This window comes from Maricaulis maris MCS10 (assembly GCF_000014745.1).
Classification (GTDB): domain Bacteria; phylum Pseudomonadota; class Alphaproteobacteria; order Caulobacterales; family Maricaulaceae; genus Maricaulis; species Maricaulis maris_A.
The window spans coordinates 1,211,203-1,227,942 of the sequence record NC_008347.1 but is presented as its reverse complement, the minus strand read 5'-3'; the positions used below and the strand labels follow the sequence as shown (position 1 = coordinate 1,227,942).

At 64.5% G+C, this 16,740-nt stretch carries 13 protein-coding genes; 8 read left to right on the top strand and 5 right to left on the bottom strand.

Annotated elements, in window-relative coordinates; genetic code table 11:
- Nucleotides 1-14: 14 nt before the first annotated feature.
- The 3 genes from MMAR10_RS05825 (at nucleotide 15) to MMAR10_RS05815 (ending at nucleotide 4,153) form a co-directional block, all read left to right on the top strand.
- Nucleotides 15-1,457, top strand: coding sequence for a methylmalonyl-CoA mutase family protein (locus MMAR10_RS05825; protein ID WP_011643060.1), 1,443 nt, complete (start codon nucleotides 15-17; stop codon nucleotides 1,455-1,457).
- Nucleotides 1,454-3,604: a methylmalonyl-CoA mutase gene (gene scpA / locus MMAR10_RS05820; protein WP_011643059.1), complete on the top strand. Its 2,151-nt coding sequence runs from the start codon at nucleotides 1,454-1,456 to the stop codon at nucleotides 3,602-3,604. The genes MMAR10_RS05825 and scpA overlap by 4 nt, the downstream gene beginning before the upstream one ends.
- A 69-nt stretch (nucleotides 3,605-3,673) precedes the next feature.
- Complete coding sequence (locus MMAR10_RS05815; RefSeq protein WP_011643058.1) at nucleotides 3,674-4,153, top strand: CC0125/CC1285 family lipoprotein; 480 nt, start codon at nucleotides 3,674-3,676, stop codon at nucleotides 4,151-4,153.
- Nucleotides 4,154-4,183: 30 nt separating this feature from the next.
- Here the strand turns inward: MMAR10_RS05815 and MMAR10_RS16095 are convergent, their stop codons facing one another.
- The 3 genes from MMAR10_RS16095 to MMAR10_RS05800 all read right to left on the bottom strand — a co-directional run bounded on the left by MMAR10_RS16095 (nucleotide 4,184) and on the right by MMAR10_RS05800 (nucleotide 8,567).
- Entirely contained in the window at nucleotides 4,184-4,819 is a 636-nt protein-coding gene (locus MMAR10_RS16095) for an NADH dehydrogenase I subunit E (RefSeq protein ID WP_011643057.1), read from the bottom strand.
- 3 nt (nucleotides 4,820-4,822) lie between these two features.
- Entirely contained in the window at nucleotides 4,823-5,872 is a 1,050-nt protein-coding gene (locus tag MMAR10_RS05805) for a hypothetical protein (protein WP_150099717.1), read from the bottom strand.
- 175 nt (nucleotides 5,873-6,047) lie between these two features.
- Nucleotides 6,048-8,567, bottom strand: a complete 2,520-nt coding sequence (locus MMAR10_RS05800; RefSeq protein ID WP_011643055.1) for a TonB-dependent receptor — start codon at nucleotides 8,565-8,567, stop codon at nucleotides 6,048-6,050.
- A 642-nt stretch (nucleotides 8,568-9,209) separates the two neighbouring features.
- On the opposite strand from MMAR10_RS05800, the gene MMAR10_RS05795 reads away from it, so the two are divergent.
- The gene (locus MMAR10_RS05795) at nucleotides 9,210-10,904 is read left to right on the top strand and encodes a S9 family peptidase (RefSeq protein ID WP_233353874.1); all 1,695 of its coding nucleotides are present in this window, start codon (nucleotides 9,210-9,212) and stop codon (nucleotides 10,902-10,904) included.
- Nucleotides 10,901-11,833: a carbon-nitrogen hydrolase family protein gene (locus MMAR10_RS05790; RefSeq protein ID WP_011643053.1), complete on the top strand. Its 933-nt coding sequence runs from the start codon at nucleotides 10,901-10,903 to the stop codon at nucleotides 11,831-11,833. Before MMAR10_RS05795 ends, MMAR10_RS05790 begins: the two co-directional genes overlap by 4 nt.
- Before the next feature lie 29 nt (nucleotides 11,834-11,862).
- Here MMAR10_RS05790 and MMAR10_RS05785 read toward each other — a convergent pair whose 3' ends face one another.
- Both MMAR10_RS05785 and MMAR10_RS05780 read right to left on the bottom strand, forming a co-directional pair.
- Entirely contained in the window at nucleotides 11,863-12,492 is a 630-nt protein-coding gene (locus tag MMAR10_RS05785; RefSeq protein WP_011643052.1) for a glutathione S-transferase family protein, read from the bottom strand.
- A gap of 2 nt (nucleotides 12,493-12,494) precedes the next feature.
- Complete coding sequence (locus MMAR10_RS05780; RefSeq protein ID WP_011643051.1) at nucleotides 12,495-14,246, bottom strand: amidase; 1,752 nt, start codon at nucleotides 14,244-14,246, stop codon at nucleotides 12,495-12,497.
- 180 nt (nucleotides 14,247-14,426) lie between these two features.
- Here MMAR10_RS05780 and MMAR10_RS05775 point away from each other — a divergent pair, with 180 nt between their 5' ends.
- The 3 genes from MMAR10_RS05775 to MMAR10_RS05765 all read left to right on the top strand — a co-directional run bounded on the left by MMAR10_RS05775 (nucleotide 14,427) and on the right by MMAR10_RS05765 (nucleotide 16,668).
- A complete protein-coding gene (locus MMAR10_RS05775) occupies nucleotides 14,427-15,332 on the top strand; it encodes a hypothetical protein (RefSeq protein WP_011643050.1) in 906 nt (301 codons plus the stop codon).
- A gap of 60 nt (nucleotides 15,333-15,392) precedes the next feature.
- Nucleotides 15,393-16,181 carry a hypothetical protein gene (locus tag MMAR10_RS05770; RefSeq protein WP_011643049.1) on the top strand — a complete coding sequence of 263 codons (789 nt, stop codon included), beginning with the start codon at nucleotides 15,393-15,395 and terminating at the stop codon, nucleotides 16,179-16,181.
- A gap of 142 nt (nucleotides 16,182-16,323) precedes the next feature.
- Nucleotides 16,324-16,668: a hypothetical protein gene (locus MMAR10_RS05765; protein WP_011643048.1), complete on the top strand. Its 345-nt coding sequence runs from the start codon at nucleotides 16,324-16,326 to the stop codon at nucleotides 16,666-16,668.
- Nucleotides 16,669-16,740 lie beyond the last annotated feature (72 nt).

Below are 16,740 nucleotides of genomic sequence, written 5' to 3'. Positions count from 1 at the left end.
CGAGGATTCCGGGCATGACTGACACTATCCGCGCCCTCGCCGGGGATTTCCCGGCCCAGACGCCGGCCAGCTGGACGGCGCTGGCCGAGAAAGCCCTGCGCGGCGCCGATTTCGACGACACGCTCGGCCGCACCACGATCGACGGTATCAAGCGCGGCCCGGCCTTTTTCGCCCGTCCGGAAGGCAGCAACGCTGTCGACGCGGCGCCGCGCGACATCCACCTGCCCTGGGGCATCCGCCAGACCCTGGTCGAAGCCTCGCCCGAGGCCGCCAATACTGCGGCGCTGGATGATCTGATGGGCGGCGTCTCCGAACTGGAACTGCGCCTCGATCCGACGGGACAGTTCGGCCTCAAGGCCAATGAGATTGAATTGCTGGACGCGGCCCTGAAGGGTGTCGACCTCACCCTCGCCCCGATCCATCTGGACAGTCTGGGCGGACAGGGTCACCACGCCCATCTCCTCCTGACCCTGTTTGCCCGTCGCCGCATCGACGGCGAATTGGTCAGCGGCGGCCTCGGACTACACCCGGTCGAGCGCGCCGCCCGGCAGGGCATAGCGCTGGATGAGGAGTGCTTCCCCAAAGCCGCCGCCCTGACCGAGCTGGCCCAGGCCGCCTTCCCCAATCTCAAGGTCTTCCGCTGCGATGCCGCGCACATGTTCGAGGCCGGCGCCAGTGAGAGCCAGGAACTGGCCATCTTGGCCGCTTCGGTCGCGACCTATATGCGCCTGATGATGGAAACCGGGCTCGACGCCAATGCCGCGGCCAAGGCCATCGAGGCCCGGCTGGCCGCTGATGCCGACATCCACCTGACCATCGCCAAGCTGCGCGCCGCGCGCCGCATCTTCGCCCGCATCGCCGAGAGTTTCGGCGCCACTGGCGAGGCACGGCGCCTCACCCTGCATGTGACCACGGCCGCCCGCATGCTGTCAGCCCGCGACGCCTGGACCAATCTGATCCGCAATGCCTGTGCCGGCTTTGCCGCCGCCGCTGGCGGCGCCGATACGATCACGGTGCGGCCGATGACCGAAGCCATTGGCCGCCCGACCGGCTTTGCCCGCCGCGTGGCCCGCAATCTCCACATCCTGCTGGCCGAGGAAAGCCATCTGGGCAAGGTCACCGACCCGGCTGCCGGCTCCTACCTGCACGAGACCCTGGCTGACAGCCTTGCGCAATCCGCCTGGTCCCTGTTCCAGGAGATCGAGCGCCGCGGCGGGCTGGTCGACGCCTTTGCCAGTGGCTGGTTGCAGGGCGAGATCGCCAAATCGCGCGAGGCCTCTTTGGCCCGCATTGCGGGCGGTCAGGCGCAGATCCTCGGTGTTACGCAATACAAGGACCCCGATCCGCGCGCGGTCGAAACAGATGGCATCTGGCCGGACCCTGACGCGCCGGAGGATGCGCTGCTGGCGACCCGTTTCGCCGCGCGATTTGAAACAGAGATGGAGGCGGCCCAATGACCATCACATCCAAATCCACCGCCCCTGACTTCACCACGATAGAGCTGGGCGAGGCGCGCAGCCCCGGAACCGGCTCCCGTGAGCCCTGGACGCCGGCGGAAGGCATTCCGGTCCGCTCGCAATACCGCGCCGAGGACAGCGCCGGTATCGACTTCCTGGGCTCCGTCCCGGGTGCCGCCCCCTTCGTGCGCGGCCCCTATCCGACCATGTTCGGACAGCGACCCTGGACGATCCGCCAATATGCCGGCTTCTCCACAGCAGAAGACTCCAATGCCTTTTACCGCCGCAATCTGGCCGCCGGGCAAAAAGGCCTCTCGGTCGCTTTCGATCTGGCCACCCATCGCGGCTATGACTCAGACCATCCGCGCGTCGCCGGCGATGTCGGCATGGCCGGTGTGGCCATCGACAGTATTTACGACACCCGCACCCTGTTCGACGGCATTCCGCTCGACCAGATGTCGGTCTCGATGACGATGAATGGTGCCGTCCTGCCGATCATGGCGCTCTATATCGTCGCCGCGGAAGAACAGGGTGTGAAACCGGAACAACTCTCCGGGACGATCCAGAACGACATCCTCAAGGAGTTCATGGTTCGCAACACCTATATCTACCCGCCCACGCCTTCGATGCGGATCATTTCGGACATTTTCGAATTCACCTCCAAGCACATGCCGCGTTTCAACTCGATCTCGATCTCCGGCTATCACATGCAGGAGGCGGGTGCCCCGGCCGACCTCGAGCTCGCCTACACGATCGCCGACGGGCTGGAATACATCCAGACCGGGATTGATGCCGGGCTCGACGTCGACACTTTCGCGCCGCGTCTCTCCTTCTTCTTCGGCATCGGCATGAATGTCTTCATGGAGATCGCCAAGCTGCGCGCGGCGCGCCTGCTGTGGGCCAAGTTGGTCAAGGAGCGCTTCAACCCCAAATCCGACAAGTCGATCTGCCTGCGTACCCACTGCCAGACGTCCGGCTGGTCGCTGGCCGCCCAGGACGTGTTCAACAATGTCGGACGGACGGCGCTGGAGGCCATCGCCGCGGTCGACGGTCACACCCAGTCGCTGCACACCAATTCGCTGGACGAGGCGCTGGCCCTGCCGACCGATTTTTCCGCCCGCATCGCGCGCAATACCCAGCTATTGCTGGCCGGCGAGGCGCATCTTTGCGATGCCATCGACCCCTGGGGCGGCAGCCACTACATCGAACGCCTGACCCATGACCTGGCCGCCCGCGCCCTCGATCATATCGCCGAGGTCGACGAACTGGGCGGCATGGCCAAGGCCATCGAGGCCGGCATTCCCAAACTGCGCATCGAGGAAGCCGCCGCCCGCACCCAGGCCCAGATCGACAGCGGTCGCCAGACCATTACCGGCGTCAACAAATTCCGCCTCGACGAGGAAGAGGATGTTCCCGTCCTCAAGGTCGACAATTATCTGGTCCGCAAGCAGCAGATCGAGAAGCTGGAACGCTTGCGTGCCGAGCGTGATCCCAACGCCCTCAAGGCCGCGCTGGACGCCCTCTCCGAGGCGGCCCGCACCGGCGAGGGCAATCTGCTTGCCCTCTCGGTCGACGCCGCACGCGCCAAGGCCACGGTCGGCGAGATTTCCGACGCGATGGAAACCGCGTTCAACCGGCATGTCGCGAAGATCAAGACGGTCAAGGGCGTCTATGGCGAGGTCGCCGGTGATGATGACCGGGTGAAGAAAGCCCGCTCCCTCGCCGAGGCCTTTGAAGCGCGTTTTGGCGAAAAGCCGAAAATCCTGATCGCCAAGCTGGGCCAGGACGGGCATGACCGCGGCCAGAAAGTCGTCGCCTCAGCCTATGCCGATCTTGGCTGGGAGGTCGTCGTCGGACCGCTGTTCCAGACCCCGGACGAAGCCGCGGATCTCGCGGTCGCCGAGAAGGTCCACGCCGCCGCGGCTTCCTCCCTCGCTGCCGGACATCTGACCCTGGTCCCTGAATTGAGGTCCGCACTCGGCCAGCGCGGCCGCGACGACATTCTCGTCGTCGTCGGCGGCGTCATCCCGCCCGATGACGAGCCGGTCCTGCGCCAGATGGGCGCCGCCGCGGTCTTCCCGCCCGGCACCGTGATTGCCGACAGCGCCCTGGTCCTGCTGGAGCGGATGGGGATGGAAGTGGAGTAGGCCAGCATTCATCGACCTGACAGCCAGCCTGTGTCACGCTGCGCCATCGCCATCATCCAGGAGTGCGCCATGCGCCGGGTCTTTGCTTCGCTTGTTCTTGCCACTTCGCTGACGGCCTGCGCGACGACGCCGACGACCTACGGACCGTCCAATGGGGGTGATCGGGGCTGGTCGCAGAGCCGGATCGAGCAGGACCGCTTTCGAGTCCGCTTTGCAGCCGGCTCGGATACGGAGTTTGACGAGGCCGAGAACATGGCGCTGCGCCGGGCCGCCGAGATCACGCTGGACAATGGTGGCGACTGGTTTCTGGTCACGAACCGGCAGCGTGAAGGCAATGACCGCAACCCGGTCGGAGTTTCGACCGGCGTCAGCATTTCGTCCGGCTCACGCGGGCGTTCCTCCCGCGGCGTCGGTCTCGGCCTGCGCTTTGACGGCGATGCCGGTGAAAAATCGGTCTCGCTGATGATCCTGATACGATCGGGGCCATTGCCGCAGGATCCGAACGCCTATGACGCGCGCAACGTGCTGGCCAATCTGACCCGGCCCTGAGACCTGCCGCCGTCTCAAAACGGCCGCGGTTCAGCCGGTGAGCTTTTTGGCCTGACCGACCCAGTCATCCCGCACAATCCGGCCGCGACCATTGATGGCCGCGTCCCAACGCTCGATGTCCGCGTCCGTCCAGGCGGCAATCTGGGCCACCGAGGTCACGCCACCGGTTTTCAGCGCGGCAGCAGCCTTGGGACCGAGCCCTTTGATCGCGCCAAGATCACCGCCGGCTTCGACGGCTGGCTTGCCAGGCTTCGGCGCCGATTTCGCCTTCGGGCTGGCTTTGGGCTTGGCGGCGGCTTTGGGCTTCGCGGCTGAGGGTTTCTCGGCTGAGGGCTTCGCTGGCGCGGGTTTCGCGGCAGGTTTCGGCTTCGGTGTTGCCGACGGGGCCGTGGCAGCGTCGCGCACGACCGTCTCCGGCATGGCGATCTCCGGCGCTTCGACGCGAGCCGGCGACGGATCCGCTGCGGCCACGCGGGACTGGGCCTCGGCCTCGCCAAGGCGGCGCGCGAGATTCTCGTTTTCCTGGCGCAGGCGGGCATTCTCGGCCACGGCGGCATCTGCCTCGGCGCTGCGGGCATCGCCGGACCAGAGTTGATAGCCGACGAAAACGCCGAACCCGACCGCCAGCAACAACAAAATCCCCATTTCCCAGATCAGGTAAAACATGCCTCAGCCCTCAAGCGTCGCGATTGCGAATGATATGGCGTCATCCTGTCGATCGGTCAGGACAACGAATACACGCGGGTTTTCCGCGGTGACATTGGTGACCAGCCCGGTCACGGCAGCGATCCGGGCCTCGTCCAGCTCGGCATCATCGGCACTGCGGCGGACCGAGACCGTCAAAGCGGCGTCGTCCGGGCAGGCGGCGAACATGCGACCGACCCGCCGCAGGGCGACGGATGTGAAGGGGCTGGGCGTCGCACCTGCGCGCTCGAAGCGCGGCATTTCAGTGCCTTGAGCGGCCAGGATCACCGCTGAGCAGGCGGCAACGTCCTCGACCCGAACTTCGGCTGGCGCACCGGCGGGCGTGATGACCGTCGCCGCCCGGAATGGTGTCGGCATGGCCTGAAGCGTCTGGGTCACCGAACGCGCAATCTGCGGGTTTGACGCTTCACCGACCAGGGCCCCTTGCTCGCCGCGCAGCACCAAGGCACCGCGATCCAACCGTGCCAGCTGACCCAGCAAGCGCTTGGCGGCCTCCTCCCAGTCCGGCGAGGCAGACCCGCCAGGAACGAGGGTCAGGTCGGTATCGGCACCACCGGGAAAATTGGCGCTGGCATAGCGGGCCACCGCGTCGCGGGCCCCGGCATCGGTGGCATCGCCCCGGATCAACACCCGGCCATTGGTGGCGACATCCGCGCGGAACACAAATCCCGACTGCAAGCGTGCCTCGATTGTCTCGTCGATGACGCGGGTGACGCCGCCGGCGACCACTCCGCCACTCCAGCTCGATGTCAGGACGGTGGCGATGGCATCGTCGCGCGCCTCCACGTCCGGCGCGGCACCGGTCAGGATGGCCCGCTGCCCGTCCATGCGCACGCTGGCCCAGTCATGCCCGCGCGAATCAAGCGCTTCGCGAGCGCCGACCGCCAGCCGGGCCTCGATCGATCCGACGGAAAACGGGCCGAATGAAAACAGCACCACAGCGGCCAGGACGACCAGTCCGGCCGCCATCAGCAGCGTTTTTCGGGTGCGAGGGGTCAAAGCGAGGTCAAGCATGAAATCTTCCATCGAATGCGGCCAGAAATCACCGGAAAAAGGCGAATTGAAGGCCCGCGTCCTCCACCGAAATAGCATTAAAGGTCAGTGACCTCCATAGGGCAAACCGCATCCGCGCATGCAAAAAGGGCCGGAGCTTGCGCCCCGGCCCTTCTTGTCACGATTGACCGTGTGCCTAGTTGCGCACGCGCAGGGTCAAACCATAGGTACGCGGCTGACCAAGGAAGGCGTTAAAGGAACCCGGCTGGAACGGACCGTCAAAGCCAACCTGGACATACTCTTCATCCAGCAGGTTGCGACCCCAGAGTTCAAGCGACCAGGCTTCGTCCTCGGCACTGAGACCGACGCGGCCGTTGAACACCATGTAACCGTCCTGGACCTTTTCCGGGTCAAGGTCGGAACCGGTGTTCTGCTCGGACATCCAGCGACCATCAAGGTGGGCCAGCCAGTTCATGCCGCCCTCAAGCTCACCGGTGTAGGACACCGAAGCCGAGGTGTACCATTCCGGAGCCAGCGAGAAGTTCTGGCCGGACAGGCGGTCAACGTCAGCCGTACCGGTCGGGGCGAAGTTGTCGTAACGCGCGTCGGCGTAGGTGACACCACCCTGAACAGTCAGGCCCGGCATGCTTTCCGGCAACCAGAGGATCTCGGCTTCGGCACCCTGGGTCGACGCACCGTCGATCGAGGTGACGAAGTAGCCGATGCCGTTGAACGTGTTCAGCTGGTAGGTCTCGAAGTCCGAGCTGAACAGGTACAGGTTGGCCAGCAGCGTGTCGTTGAACCATTCGGTCTTGAAACCGATCTCGACACTGTCGACGACTTCCGGATCGAAACGAGCCGGATAGGAGGACGGGTCAGCCAGGACGGACTGGAAATCAACCGCCGAAGAACCCGCCTGGGTGAAGCGGTCGAGGTTGAAGCCACCGGCCTTGTAGCCGCGCGAGAACGTACCATAGACGAGGAAGTCGTCATTGATGCGGTGCGAGACGGAGAGCAGGCCGGACAGCTGGTTTTCTTCCAGCGACTGGGTGTTGTCGATCTGGGCGTAGACATCACGCGAGAACGGCAGACAGGTGAAGGTACCGAAGGTCACCAGGTCGGCCACAGCCACGCCGGAACCGGCCGAGAAGCCGTTCAGGATTGCCTGGCTGAGCGGGGTCGAGAAGTCCAGCGCGTCACCGAACACGGCTTCCCAGACGTCACAGGCCGGCACGGAGCTGTCTGCAAAGTCAAACGTCGCTTCCTTGTCGGTGCTGGTGTGACGCAGACCGAAGGTGATGTCGGTGTTTTCCAGCACATGCCAGGTGTTGTGCGTGAAGAAGCTCAGGCTTTCACCCTGCTGGGTGAAGGTGTCCCCCAGCGGATTGCCGCCACCGAGCGGAGCGCCGGAACCCGGTGCAAGGCCGCCGAAGCCCGGAATGAAGGTGAAGCCGAGACCATTGGCCAGATCGGTGACCAGGGTCGGGCTGCCACCGAGCAGACCGAGATAGGGTTCGAACACATTGCCCATCTGGATGGCATCGCCGCGGACGAGATTTTCGTCCGAGTAATACATGCCGAACATCCAGTCGACGCTTTCACCTTCGCCAGAGAAGCGAAGCTCGAGCGTGGTGTTGTCGAAATCAAAGGTGTTGTTCGACGCATCACGGAAGACGATGTCGGCACCGGTGAAGTCGGTGTCCTGACCCGAGCGCAGGCTGTAGCTGCGGTCCGAGACGATCGCCGTCATGTCGAAATTGTCGAACTCCCAGTTCAGCTCGCCGCTGTAACCGTGGTCGATGATGTTCTGACCGGTGTCACGGTTGGCCTGGATCACGCGGCTGAACGGGTCCTCGGAACCGGCCAGCGGGCGGGCACCGGGAACCAAGGCGTTGATCGCCGCAGCGGTCGGACCCGAGACGAGGCTCGGCGCACCACAACAGAACTCTTCGCGCTTGGTGTAGTCTGCCGACAGGAGCAGGCTGACATTCTCGCTGAAATCGAGCAGGAATTGCGTGCGCAGGGTGAAGTAGTCCTGGTCGCCGTCACGGTCTTCCGTGCGCGGGCCGCCGAAGGTCTCGACAGTCTGGAAACCGTCACGTTCGCGGTAGGCGCCGAAGACGCGCATCGCCAGATTGTCGGACACACCACCGGTGAAGCCACCAGCAACGCCATAGCCCTCTTCAGATCCGGCGACGTATTCCAGTTCGGCATGCGAGCTGAACTCGTACTCGGGGCGCTTGGTCACGACATTGATGATGCCGGCCGAGGTGTTGGCGCCGAACAGCGTACCCTGCGGGCCGCGCAGCACTTCGATACGCTCGAGCTCGCCGAGGTCGTTGAAGCCAACGCCGTTACGGGCGCGCGGCACGCCGTCGATGACGATACCAACCGATGATTCCAGACCCGGATTGTCGCCAACCGTACCGATGCCGCGGATACGGGCGGTGGTGACGAACTCGTTCGAGGTCGAGGTGACGTTGATGCCCGGCGCGATGACGGCGAGGTCCTTCAGGTCACGGACGCCGGCGTTCTGGAGCAGCTCGGCATTATAGGCCGTCACGGCAACCGGGACGTCCTGGATACCTTGTTCGCGCTTCTGAGCCGTCACGGTGATGACGTCGACAGAGCGGCTGTCCTGGGCGGCAGCCTGAGCGCCGGTCAGTGCGATCACCGAGGCTGCGGCGAACAAAAGTGTGCGTTTGGTGGATGACATACTCTAACTTCCTCCCGTTGGGTCGACGGTCGTGCCGTCGTTCTTTTTTGATGCGCCCGATGGGGGAATGCCCCATCATTCAAATCAATCTGACCGAATTGCGATATTGGGTGAAGCACAATTGCTGCGTCGCCCACACGGAATTCCGCACCGAAGGCTCGAAAAGCGACACTTTTCGGACAGCTGTTGCAATCAGGGCACAGAATTGCAGCGTCTGTGTGGGATGGATGGATGAGCGGCATTTTCAGACCGCGAGAAATTGGACGGAGACTGTTTGTGATCAAACCGATAGCGGGAATGTTGGCCGCGATCGCCTTCGCAGGCGCAGCATGCGGACAATCAGCAACACCGTTGACGCCCGAAATTATCTTTCAGCTCGAGGCCGCATCAGCGCCCAGCATCTCGCCCGACGGTGAGCGGGTTGCTTATGTGCGCCGCACAAATGACGTCAAAAGCGACCAAACCCGATCTTCTATTTGGCTTGTCCGAGCGGATGGATCCCATCACGAACCCCTGTCCGCCGACGGAGCAGCGTCCGGATCGCCGCGCTGGTCGCCAGACGGCCAGACCCTCGCCTACACCTATGCCGGTGAAGCCGGCGTCAGCCTGCGGACACGCAGCCGCGATGGAAGCGACTCATTGGTGACGGAGCTGCCCGGCGCTCCCGGTGGGCTGGCCTGGTCGCCCGATGGCAACCGCCTCGCCTGGTCAATGTTCAAGGCCCTTCCCGGACCGGTTGCAGCGGCCCTGCCCGCTGCAGCGGAGGACGCCGAACGAGCGGCGCCGGCCGTTGTCGAAAACCGCCTCACCTTCCGCCTCGACGGTGCCGGCAACATCCCGCCCGGCATCCAGCAATTCTACATGATCGACCTGCGGACCGGGACGACCACCCTGCTCAGCGAAGACGGGTTGGGCGGTTCGGGTGATTTCGTCTGGGCCAATGACGGCGCGTCGCTGATCTTTTCCGCCGATCGACGCCCGCAACTGGGGCAGCTGCCACCCGACAGCGAATTGCACCGGCTCGACATCGCCACCGGTGACGTCACCCAGCTGACAGACCGGGCCGGGCCGGACGCCTCTCCGCGAGCTTCCCCGGACGGACAATGGATCGCTTATCTCGGATATGATGACCACCGGATGGGCTATCACAATACCGAACTCTACATCGTCCCAAGCGGGGGCGGGACGGCACGCTCACTGACGGCTTCGCTCGACCGCTCGGTCGGCAATCCGCAATGGGCTGGCGACAGTTCAGGTCTCTATGTCCAGTTCGATGATCGCGGCACAACCCGGGTCGGATTTGTCGCCCTGGATGGCAGTCTGAGCGTCGTGGCCGAAGGACTGATCGGCTCGACATTCGGACGTCCTTATACCGGCGGCGATTATGCCGTTTCCGCAACTGGCGATGTGGTCTTCACCACAGGCTCGCCGCAACACCCTGCCGAGCTGGCCCTGGTCACCGCCGACGGCGTGCAGAGCTTGCTGACCGATCTGAACAGTGACGCCCTGGCTGGCACCGCCCTGTCACCGGCCGAGGCCGTGAGCTGGGCTTCTCCGGCCGACGGCCGCGACATCCATGGCTGGGTGCTCTATCCGCCCGATTTCGATCCGTCGCGCGCCTGGCCGATGATCCTGGAAATCCATGGCGGTCCGTTCACCGCCTATGGTCCGACCTTTTCCGCCGAGCTGCAGCTGATGGCCGCCGCCGGATATGTCGTGCTCTACACAAACCCGCGCGGATCGACGAGCTATGGGTATGACTTCGCCAACCTCATCCACCATGCCTATCCCGGCGACGACTACGACGACCTGATGGGCGGGGTCGATCACATGCTGGGCCGCGGCTTCATCGACGAGGAGCGGCTGTTTGTCACCGGGGGGTCCGGCGGTGGACTGCTGACCGCGTGGATCATCGGCAATACCGACCGCTTCGCCGCGGCCGCCTCGGTCAAGCCGGTGATCAACTGGGCCAGTTTCGTGCTCTATTCCGACCTGCCGCAATTCTTCTATCGCTACTGGTTCGCCAGCCCGCCCTGGGAGGATCCGGACGAATACTGGCGCCGCTCGCCGCTATCGCTCGTCGGCAATGTCACCACACCGACCCTGATGATGGTCGGCGGAGCCGATGTTCGCACGCCGCGGGCCGAGACCGAGCAGTATTACTCAGCGCTTCATCTCAACAACGTACCGACGCGCCTGGTCATCATACCGGACAGTTTCCACGGCATATCCAATTCGCGCCCGAGCCGGCTGTTGACCAAGGTCGCCGAGATCCTGCGCTGGTTCGATGAGCATGATCCCGGCGCTGCGCCCCTCCCACAGCCGGGCGCGCCATGACCGGTTTCATACTGGCGGCCATCCAGGCGGCTCCGATTGTCTTCGACCGGCAGGCCTGCACCGACAAGGCCTGCGAGCTGATCGCTGAGGCGGGTCGCAATGGCGCCGATATCGCGGCCTTCGGCGAGACCTGGCTACCCGGCTACCCCTTCTTCATCGAGGCGCCGCTCGGGGATCTGTGGTGGGAGGCGGCGGCGCTTTATCTCGAACAGGCCGTGCGTCTGGACGGGCCGGAGATCGCGCAGATCTGCAAGGCAGCCCGCGCCGCCGGAACCGATGTGGTGATCGGCATCGCCGAACTCGATCCGGCGACGCAAAGCTCGATCTACGCCAGCCTCGTCTTCATCTCCCGCGAAGGCGAGGTCATGGGGCGTCACCGCAAGCTGAAACCCACCCATCATGAACGGTCGGTCTGGGCGGATGGCGATGCCGACGGGCTGGTGGTCCATGAACGACCCTATGGGCGCCTGTCCGGCCTCAATTGCTGGGAGCACAATATCGTCCTGCCCGGCTTCTCACTCATTGCGCAGGGCACGCAGGTCCATGTCGCCGCCTGGCCGGGTCATGAGCCGGAAAACGCGCCCAGCGATCCGGTCTGGGCCCGGCAGCATCTGTTGTCCCGGGCCTTTGCCAGCCAGGCCGGCGCCTATGTCATCGCGGCTGCCGGCTTGCGTCTCGATCAGCATGTGCCGGAGCGGTTCAAACCGCTGAACGCCTTTGAACACACAGGGCAGAGCGTGATCATCGATCCACGCGGCGAGATCATTGCCGGGCCGGCGGATGGAGAAACCATCCTCTATGCCGACGCCAATCTGGACGAAGTCCGCAAGGCGAAAGCCGCCTGCGATCCGGCCGGCCATTATTCGCGGCCGGACCTGTTCGAGCTTCGCCTGAAAGGCAAGACGCTGTTCCCGACCCGTCAGAGCTGAGCCCGGCCGGCCCTAACCAGCTCCAGACGTCAGGCCTCGATGCTCGGCCGCGCCGCCACCGCTTCGCGCCAGCGGGCCAGATTGTCCAGGCCTTCCGGCATGGGCAGCTTGATCCAGGCGGTGAAGTCGACAAAGACGAAGGCGGCGATATCGGCCGCGCTGAACGCGTCGCCGGCCAGATAGGCCGCCTCACCCAGACGGGTGTCGAGATCGTGCAGGCAGGCCGTCGCCCGCGCCCGCCCCCGCTCGATCAGCTCGGGCACCTGGGCATAGCGATTGGGGCCGGTAACCGAGGAATCCTTGAAGAATTCGGACCGGTTGCGCAGCGCTTCGGCGACGCCCATCAGCCCTTCCCCCTCGACCCGCGCCAGCCACTCGGCGACCAGAGCCTTTTCAACCGGTGTCCGGCCCAACATCGGCGGGTCCGGATAGATTTCCTCGAAATAGCGGGCGATCGATGCGTTGTCGCAAAGGACGGTCCCGTCATCGAGCTGGAGGGCCGGCACGGTACAGCGCGGATTGATCGCCTTGAAGGCGGGGTCAAACTGGGCGCGGGCACCCAGATCGATTTGCTCGATCTCGATATCAATGCCCTTCTCGGCCATCAGGATACGGGCCCGGCGCGGGCTGGGTGCAGCCTTGTAGTCAAAGAATTTCATGATCACTCCTGGTGGAAAGCGGGCGGATGGTCATCCGCGACATTGAGCCGGCGTTCGATTTCGCGCCCCAGCGCGATCAGCGTGCCTTCTTCAAAAAGGGGCGCCCACAGGCTGGTGGTTTGCGGCACGCGGTGGGTAGTGCCCTCATCGCTCGCCGGATCGCCGAAAATGGTCCGGGTGGCAAGCTGGTTATAGCCGGACTTGATCGCCAGCTGCGGGTGACCGGTATAATTGGTGATGACCAGCAATGCATTGGCGAAGTTCGGGCCGATCATCGCATCCAGCCCCTCCATCACACCGTCCATCATCTCCATCACCTCGCGCCGGAAGCGGTCGACATTGATCAGATCGACGGCGGAAATGAAGCGGGCCCGGCGCCAGGTATTCGGCCAGGCCGCCGGCGCCTGCCAGACCAGGCTGTCATCCTCGCCGGACAGGGTCAGGTGCTCAAAGGCAGCTGCCGATTCCGCTTCGACGACCGCGAACAGGCCGTCATAGGGCAGATCGGGCAGTTCGACCTCGACCAGTTCGACACCGGCATCCCGGGCCGCCTGCAGGGCCGCCCGGTCGGCATCACTGCCGGCCTCGAACCAGGCCGGGCTGTAGCCGACCCGCATGCCCCGAACCGGCCGGGCGGCATCAATCTCCAGCCCGACATCCAGTGAGCCGGCATCAGCGGCGTCAAATCCGTTCAGCGCCGCCAGTACCAGGCCGGTATCCTCGACCGAGCGGCAGATCGGCCCGATCTTGTCGAGCGACCAGCAAAGCGCCATCGCCCCGTGCCGCGAGACCCGCCCGAAAGTCGGGCGCAAACCGGTGGTGCCACAGCGATTGGACGGCGACACGATCGACCCCAGCGTCTCGGTACCGATGCCGAAAGCAACCAGTCCGGCCGCCGTCGCTGAGGCCGAACCGGCGCTTGAGCCGGACGAGCCCTCTTGCGTATTCCACGGATTGCGGGTGATGCCGCCAAACCAGCGATCACCATAGGCCAAAGCCCCATTGGTGGTCTTGCCGAGCAGGACAGCACCTGCCTCGCGCAGCCTGGTCGTCACCGTGGCATCGGCTTCAGCGACACGGTCCTGATAGGGCGTCGCCCCCCAGGTCGCGCGCACGCCGGCCACATCGACAATGTCCTTCATGCCATAGGGAATACCGTGCAGCGGACCACGGTCCTGACCGGCGGCGAGCTCCCGGTCGGCGGCATCCGCCTGGGCCCGGGCGAGGTCCGGCGTCACCGTGACAAAACACTCCAGCGTGTCGCCATGGACAGCGATACGGTCGAGATAGATATCGGTCAGGCGGCGCGAGGTCAGGACGCCGCGCCGCATCCACTGGCCCAGCTTCCAGACAGGCGCGAAAGCGATGTCGGCGGGGCTTGATGGCAGCGCGCCGGCATCCGCACCGGACGGGGCGACCTGATCCGCCTGGTCACGATAGCGACGGGAACGCAGGCGCGGGTCGAAAACGGTGGCAGGCGAAAGCGTGTTGGGTTTGGCATGGGCCCGCTGCCGGCTCATCCGGTCAATCCAGCCATCGATCTCGGCGACGACCATTTCACGCTCGGCATCGGTGTAGCGAACGTCAAACAGCGCTTCAGCGCATTGCAGCGTTTGCGGTGTGACGGCCTCCTCCACGACTGCGCCGGTGGTGCTGACCTGCCGCGCGGTGGCAGCGCCCGTTGCCCCGACCGAGACGACAGCCAGTGCGCCGCCCTTGAGCAAGTCCCGCCGTGACGTTTTGCGTCCTGTCATGATCATCTCCCCTATCTTCGCTCGCGAATCTGCGGTGCTGCCCACCGGATTTCAATAGCTTGCCCCAGATCGCGACCGATTTCCCCTCAAAATCGCCTCAATCCGAGCCATTTCGCTTCACAATTGCAAATTAACCATGATGTCAGAGCCAATCCGGCTTGGTCGAATGAGGGGGAGGCCATGCCCTTAGATCAGAACATTGTCGAAGCCGATCTGGAATTGCGTCCGGATCTTGCTGAATTCCGCGAGACCCGCGCGCCTGCCGCGCTGATCCAGCTGGGTCGTGCCCGCGCCATCGCCCGGGCCCGCCGGGCTGATCTCCTGAAATTCCGTCGCACCTGGGGCGGTGCCGTCGAGGACACCGAAGGAACGGACAAGCCGGCCGTCAAACCGATTGACCGCGCGGCCATCTATCCGACCTCGCACATCCTGCACTTTTCCATCCTGGCAACGCTGGTGCTCTTTGAGGGTCTGGCCAATGCCTACTTCTTCTCCACCGGTTCCGATCTCGGACTGCTGGGTGGCTGGCTGCAGGCGATCACCGTCTCCTTCACCAATGTCATCGCCGGCTTCTTCCTGATCGGTTTCATCGGTCTGCGTCACATGTCCAACCGTAACCGACCGATCATTTCCGGTCTCGCGGCTGTGGGCGTGATCATCGGCGCCGCGATCCTGGTGATGCTCAACCTGACCGCGGCCCATTATCGCGACCTGCTGGAGCTGAACGCCGCAACGCTGGCCCTCGGCGGGTCCGAAATGACCGGCGCGGTGCTGGCGCCGGTGGTCGAGGCGCGTGCCAACCCGTTCGGCCTGCAGACGCTGGAAGCCCTGCTGCTGTTCATCCTGGGCACCACCTTTGCCGCCATCGCAGCCTTCAAGGGCCGCACTTTCGACGACGCCATTCCGGGCTATGGCGGGGTTTCCCGTCGCCTTGAAGCGGCTTCGCGCGATCTGGAGAAGGCCCTCGAGGCCGGCTGGAAAGACGCCCGCAAACTGTCGCAGCCAGAGCTGGAAGAACTCGTCGAGGCAAAAAATCTGCTCGATGATATCTGTCAGGACTTGGCCGGGCCACGCGAGCGCAGCTAAGCTCTACCCGTGGGTCACCGCGATCGGCCGATTCACGGGTAACGACCCAGGGGGTGGGGAATGTCCGGACGCGACGCCATAGGCCTGTTCAATCTTGCTGTCGTAGCAGCTGTCATCGGCGGTATCAGCTATGCCGCATTCAAGCTCACGCCGGACGAGTATGACAGCCAGACCCTGTGCCTGGCTGACGCCCTGCCACCGCACCGGGTGGTGGTCATCGACAAGACCGACCTCTACTCCCCGGAACAGGCGGGCGGCATTGAAAGCCTGATCCTGTCGGAACGTGATGGCCTCGCGGTTGGCGAACGCTTCTCCCTCTACGAGCTCAATGAGAGCGGTCAGCTGCGAAACACCAACAGTTTTTCGCTGTGCAATCCCGGTGCTGGCGAACAGGTCAATCCGCTCTACCGCAATCCCGACCGCATCCAGGCACGCTACGAGGCTTTGTTTGCCGATCCGCTGGACCGGGCCCTGGCCGATCTCGTCCTGCCCAAGGATGCGCCGTCGAGCCCGATCATCGAGGCGCTGGCCCGCCTCGCCCAGGATCCCAGCTTCGACAATACCGTGCCGGGACGCCGCATCGTGCTGGTTTCGGACATGTTGCAGAATTCCGAGATCTTCTCGGTCTATGGCCGACGGCGCGGGGCGCTGGATGCCCGCATCCCGCCCGCCGACACCGTCGCCACCGCCATTCGCGATACCTATGGCGACACGCTGCGCGGCGTCGGCCTCGAGATTCACCTGATCCCGCGCGACAGCTGGGAAGCGGAACAACGCGGTCCGCTCCGGGACTATTGGGACGATGTGTTCTATCGCCTGGGCGTCAACGCCCGCTGGGCCGACATCTGAGTTTTTCAAGCCTTTGCTTTCGAGCCCGCTTATCCACAGGCAAACCCTGTGGATGCATAGAATATGCATTTGCCCGCGGCCCGACCCACCCCACAATATGTTGTGTTGAATTCAGGCAACGACGCAACTGATGGGGTTTTACATGGCGATCATCGCCAAACAGCTGGACGAGGCGCCCGCACTGCCGAGCCCGCGATCGACCGCACCGCCGCCCCGCGACAGCGTGCTGAACCGCGATGTGATCACCCTCTGTGCCCGTCAGACCCACCTCACCGAGCTGGCCTTTCGGCTCGCGGACAATGGCCACACCCATGTCGGCGACCTGATCGGCCTGTCGCGCTACACGCTGGTTGATCTCGCAGATGGCGACGCGGCCCTGGTCGACAGCCTCGAACTGGTTCTGGGGCATCTCGGCCTGGCGCTGGGCACACCGGTGACCGGCTGGATTGCACCGCCGGCCGATGCGATCGACGTCCTGCTCGACTGATCATGCAGCGCAGACGCGTTGCCTTTTGATCGCAGGCGCCTATTTCATGACGCGTCGACAGTCAGCCGGGTA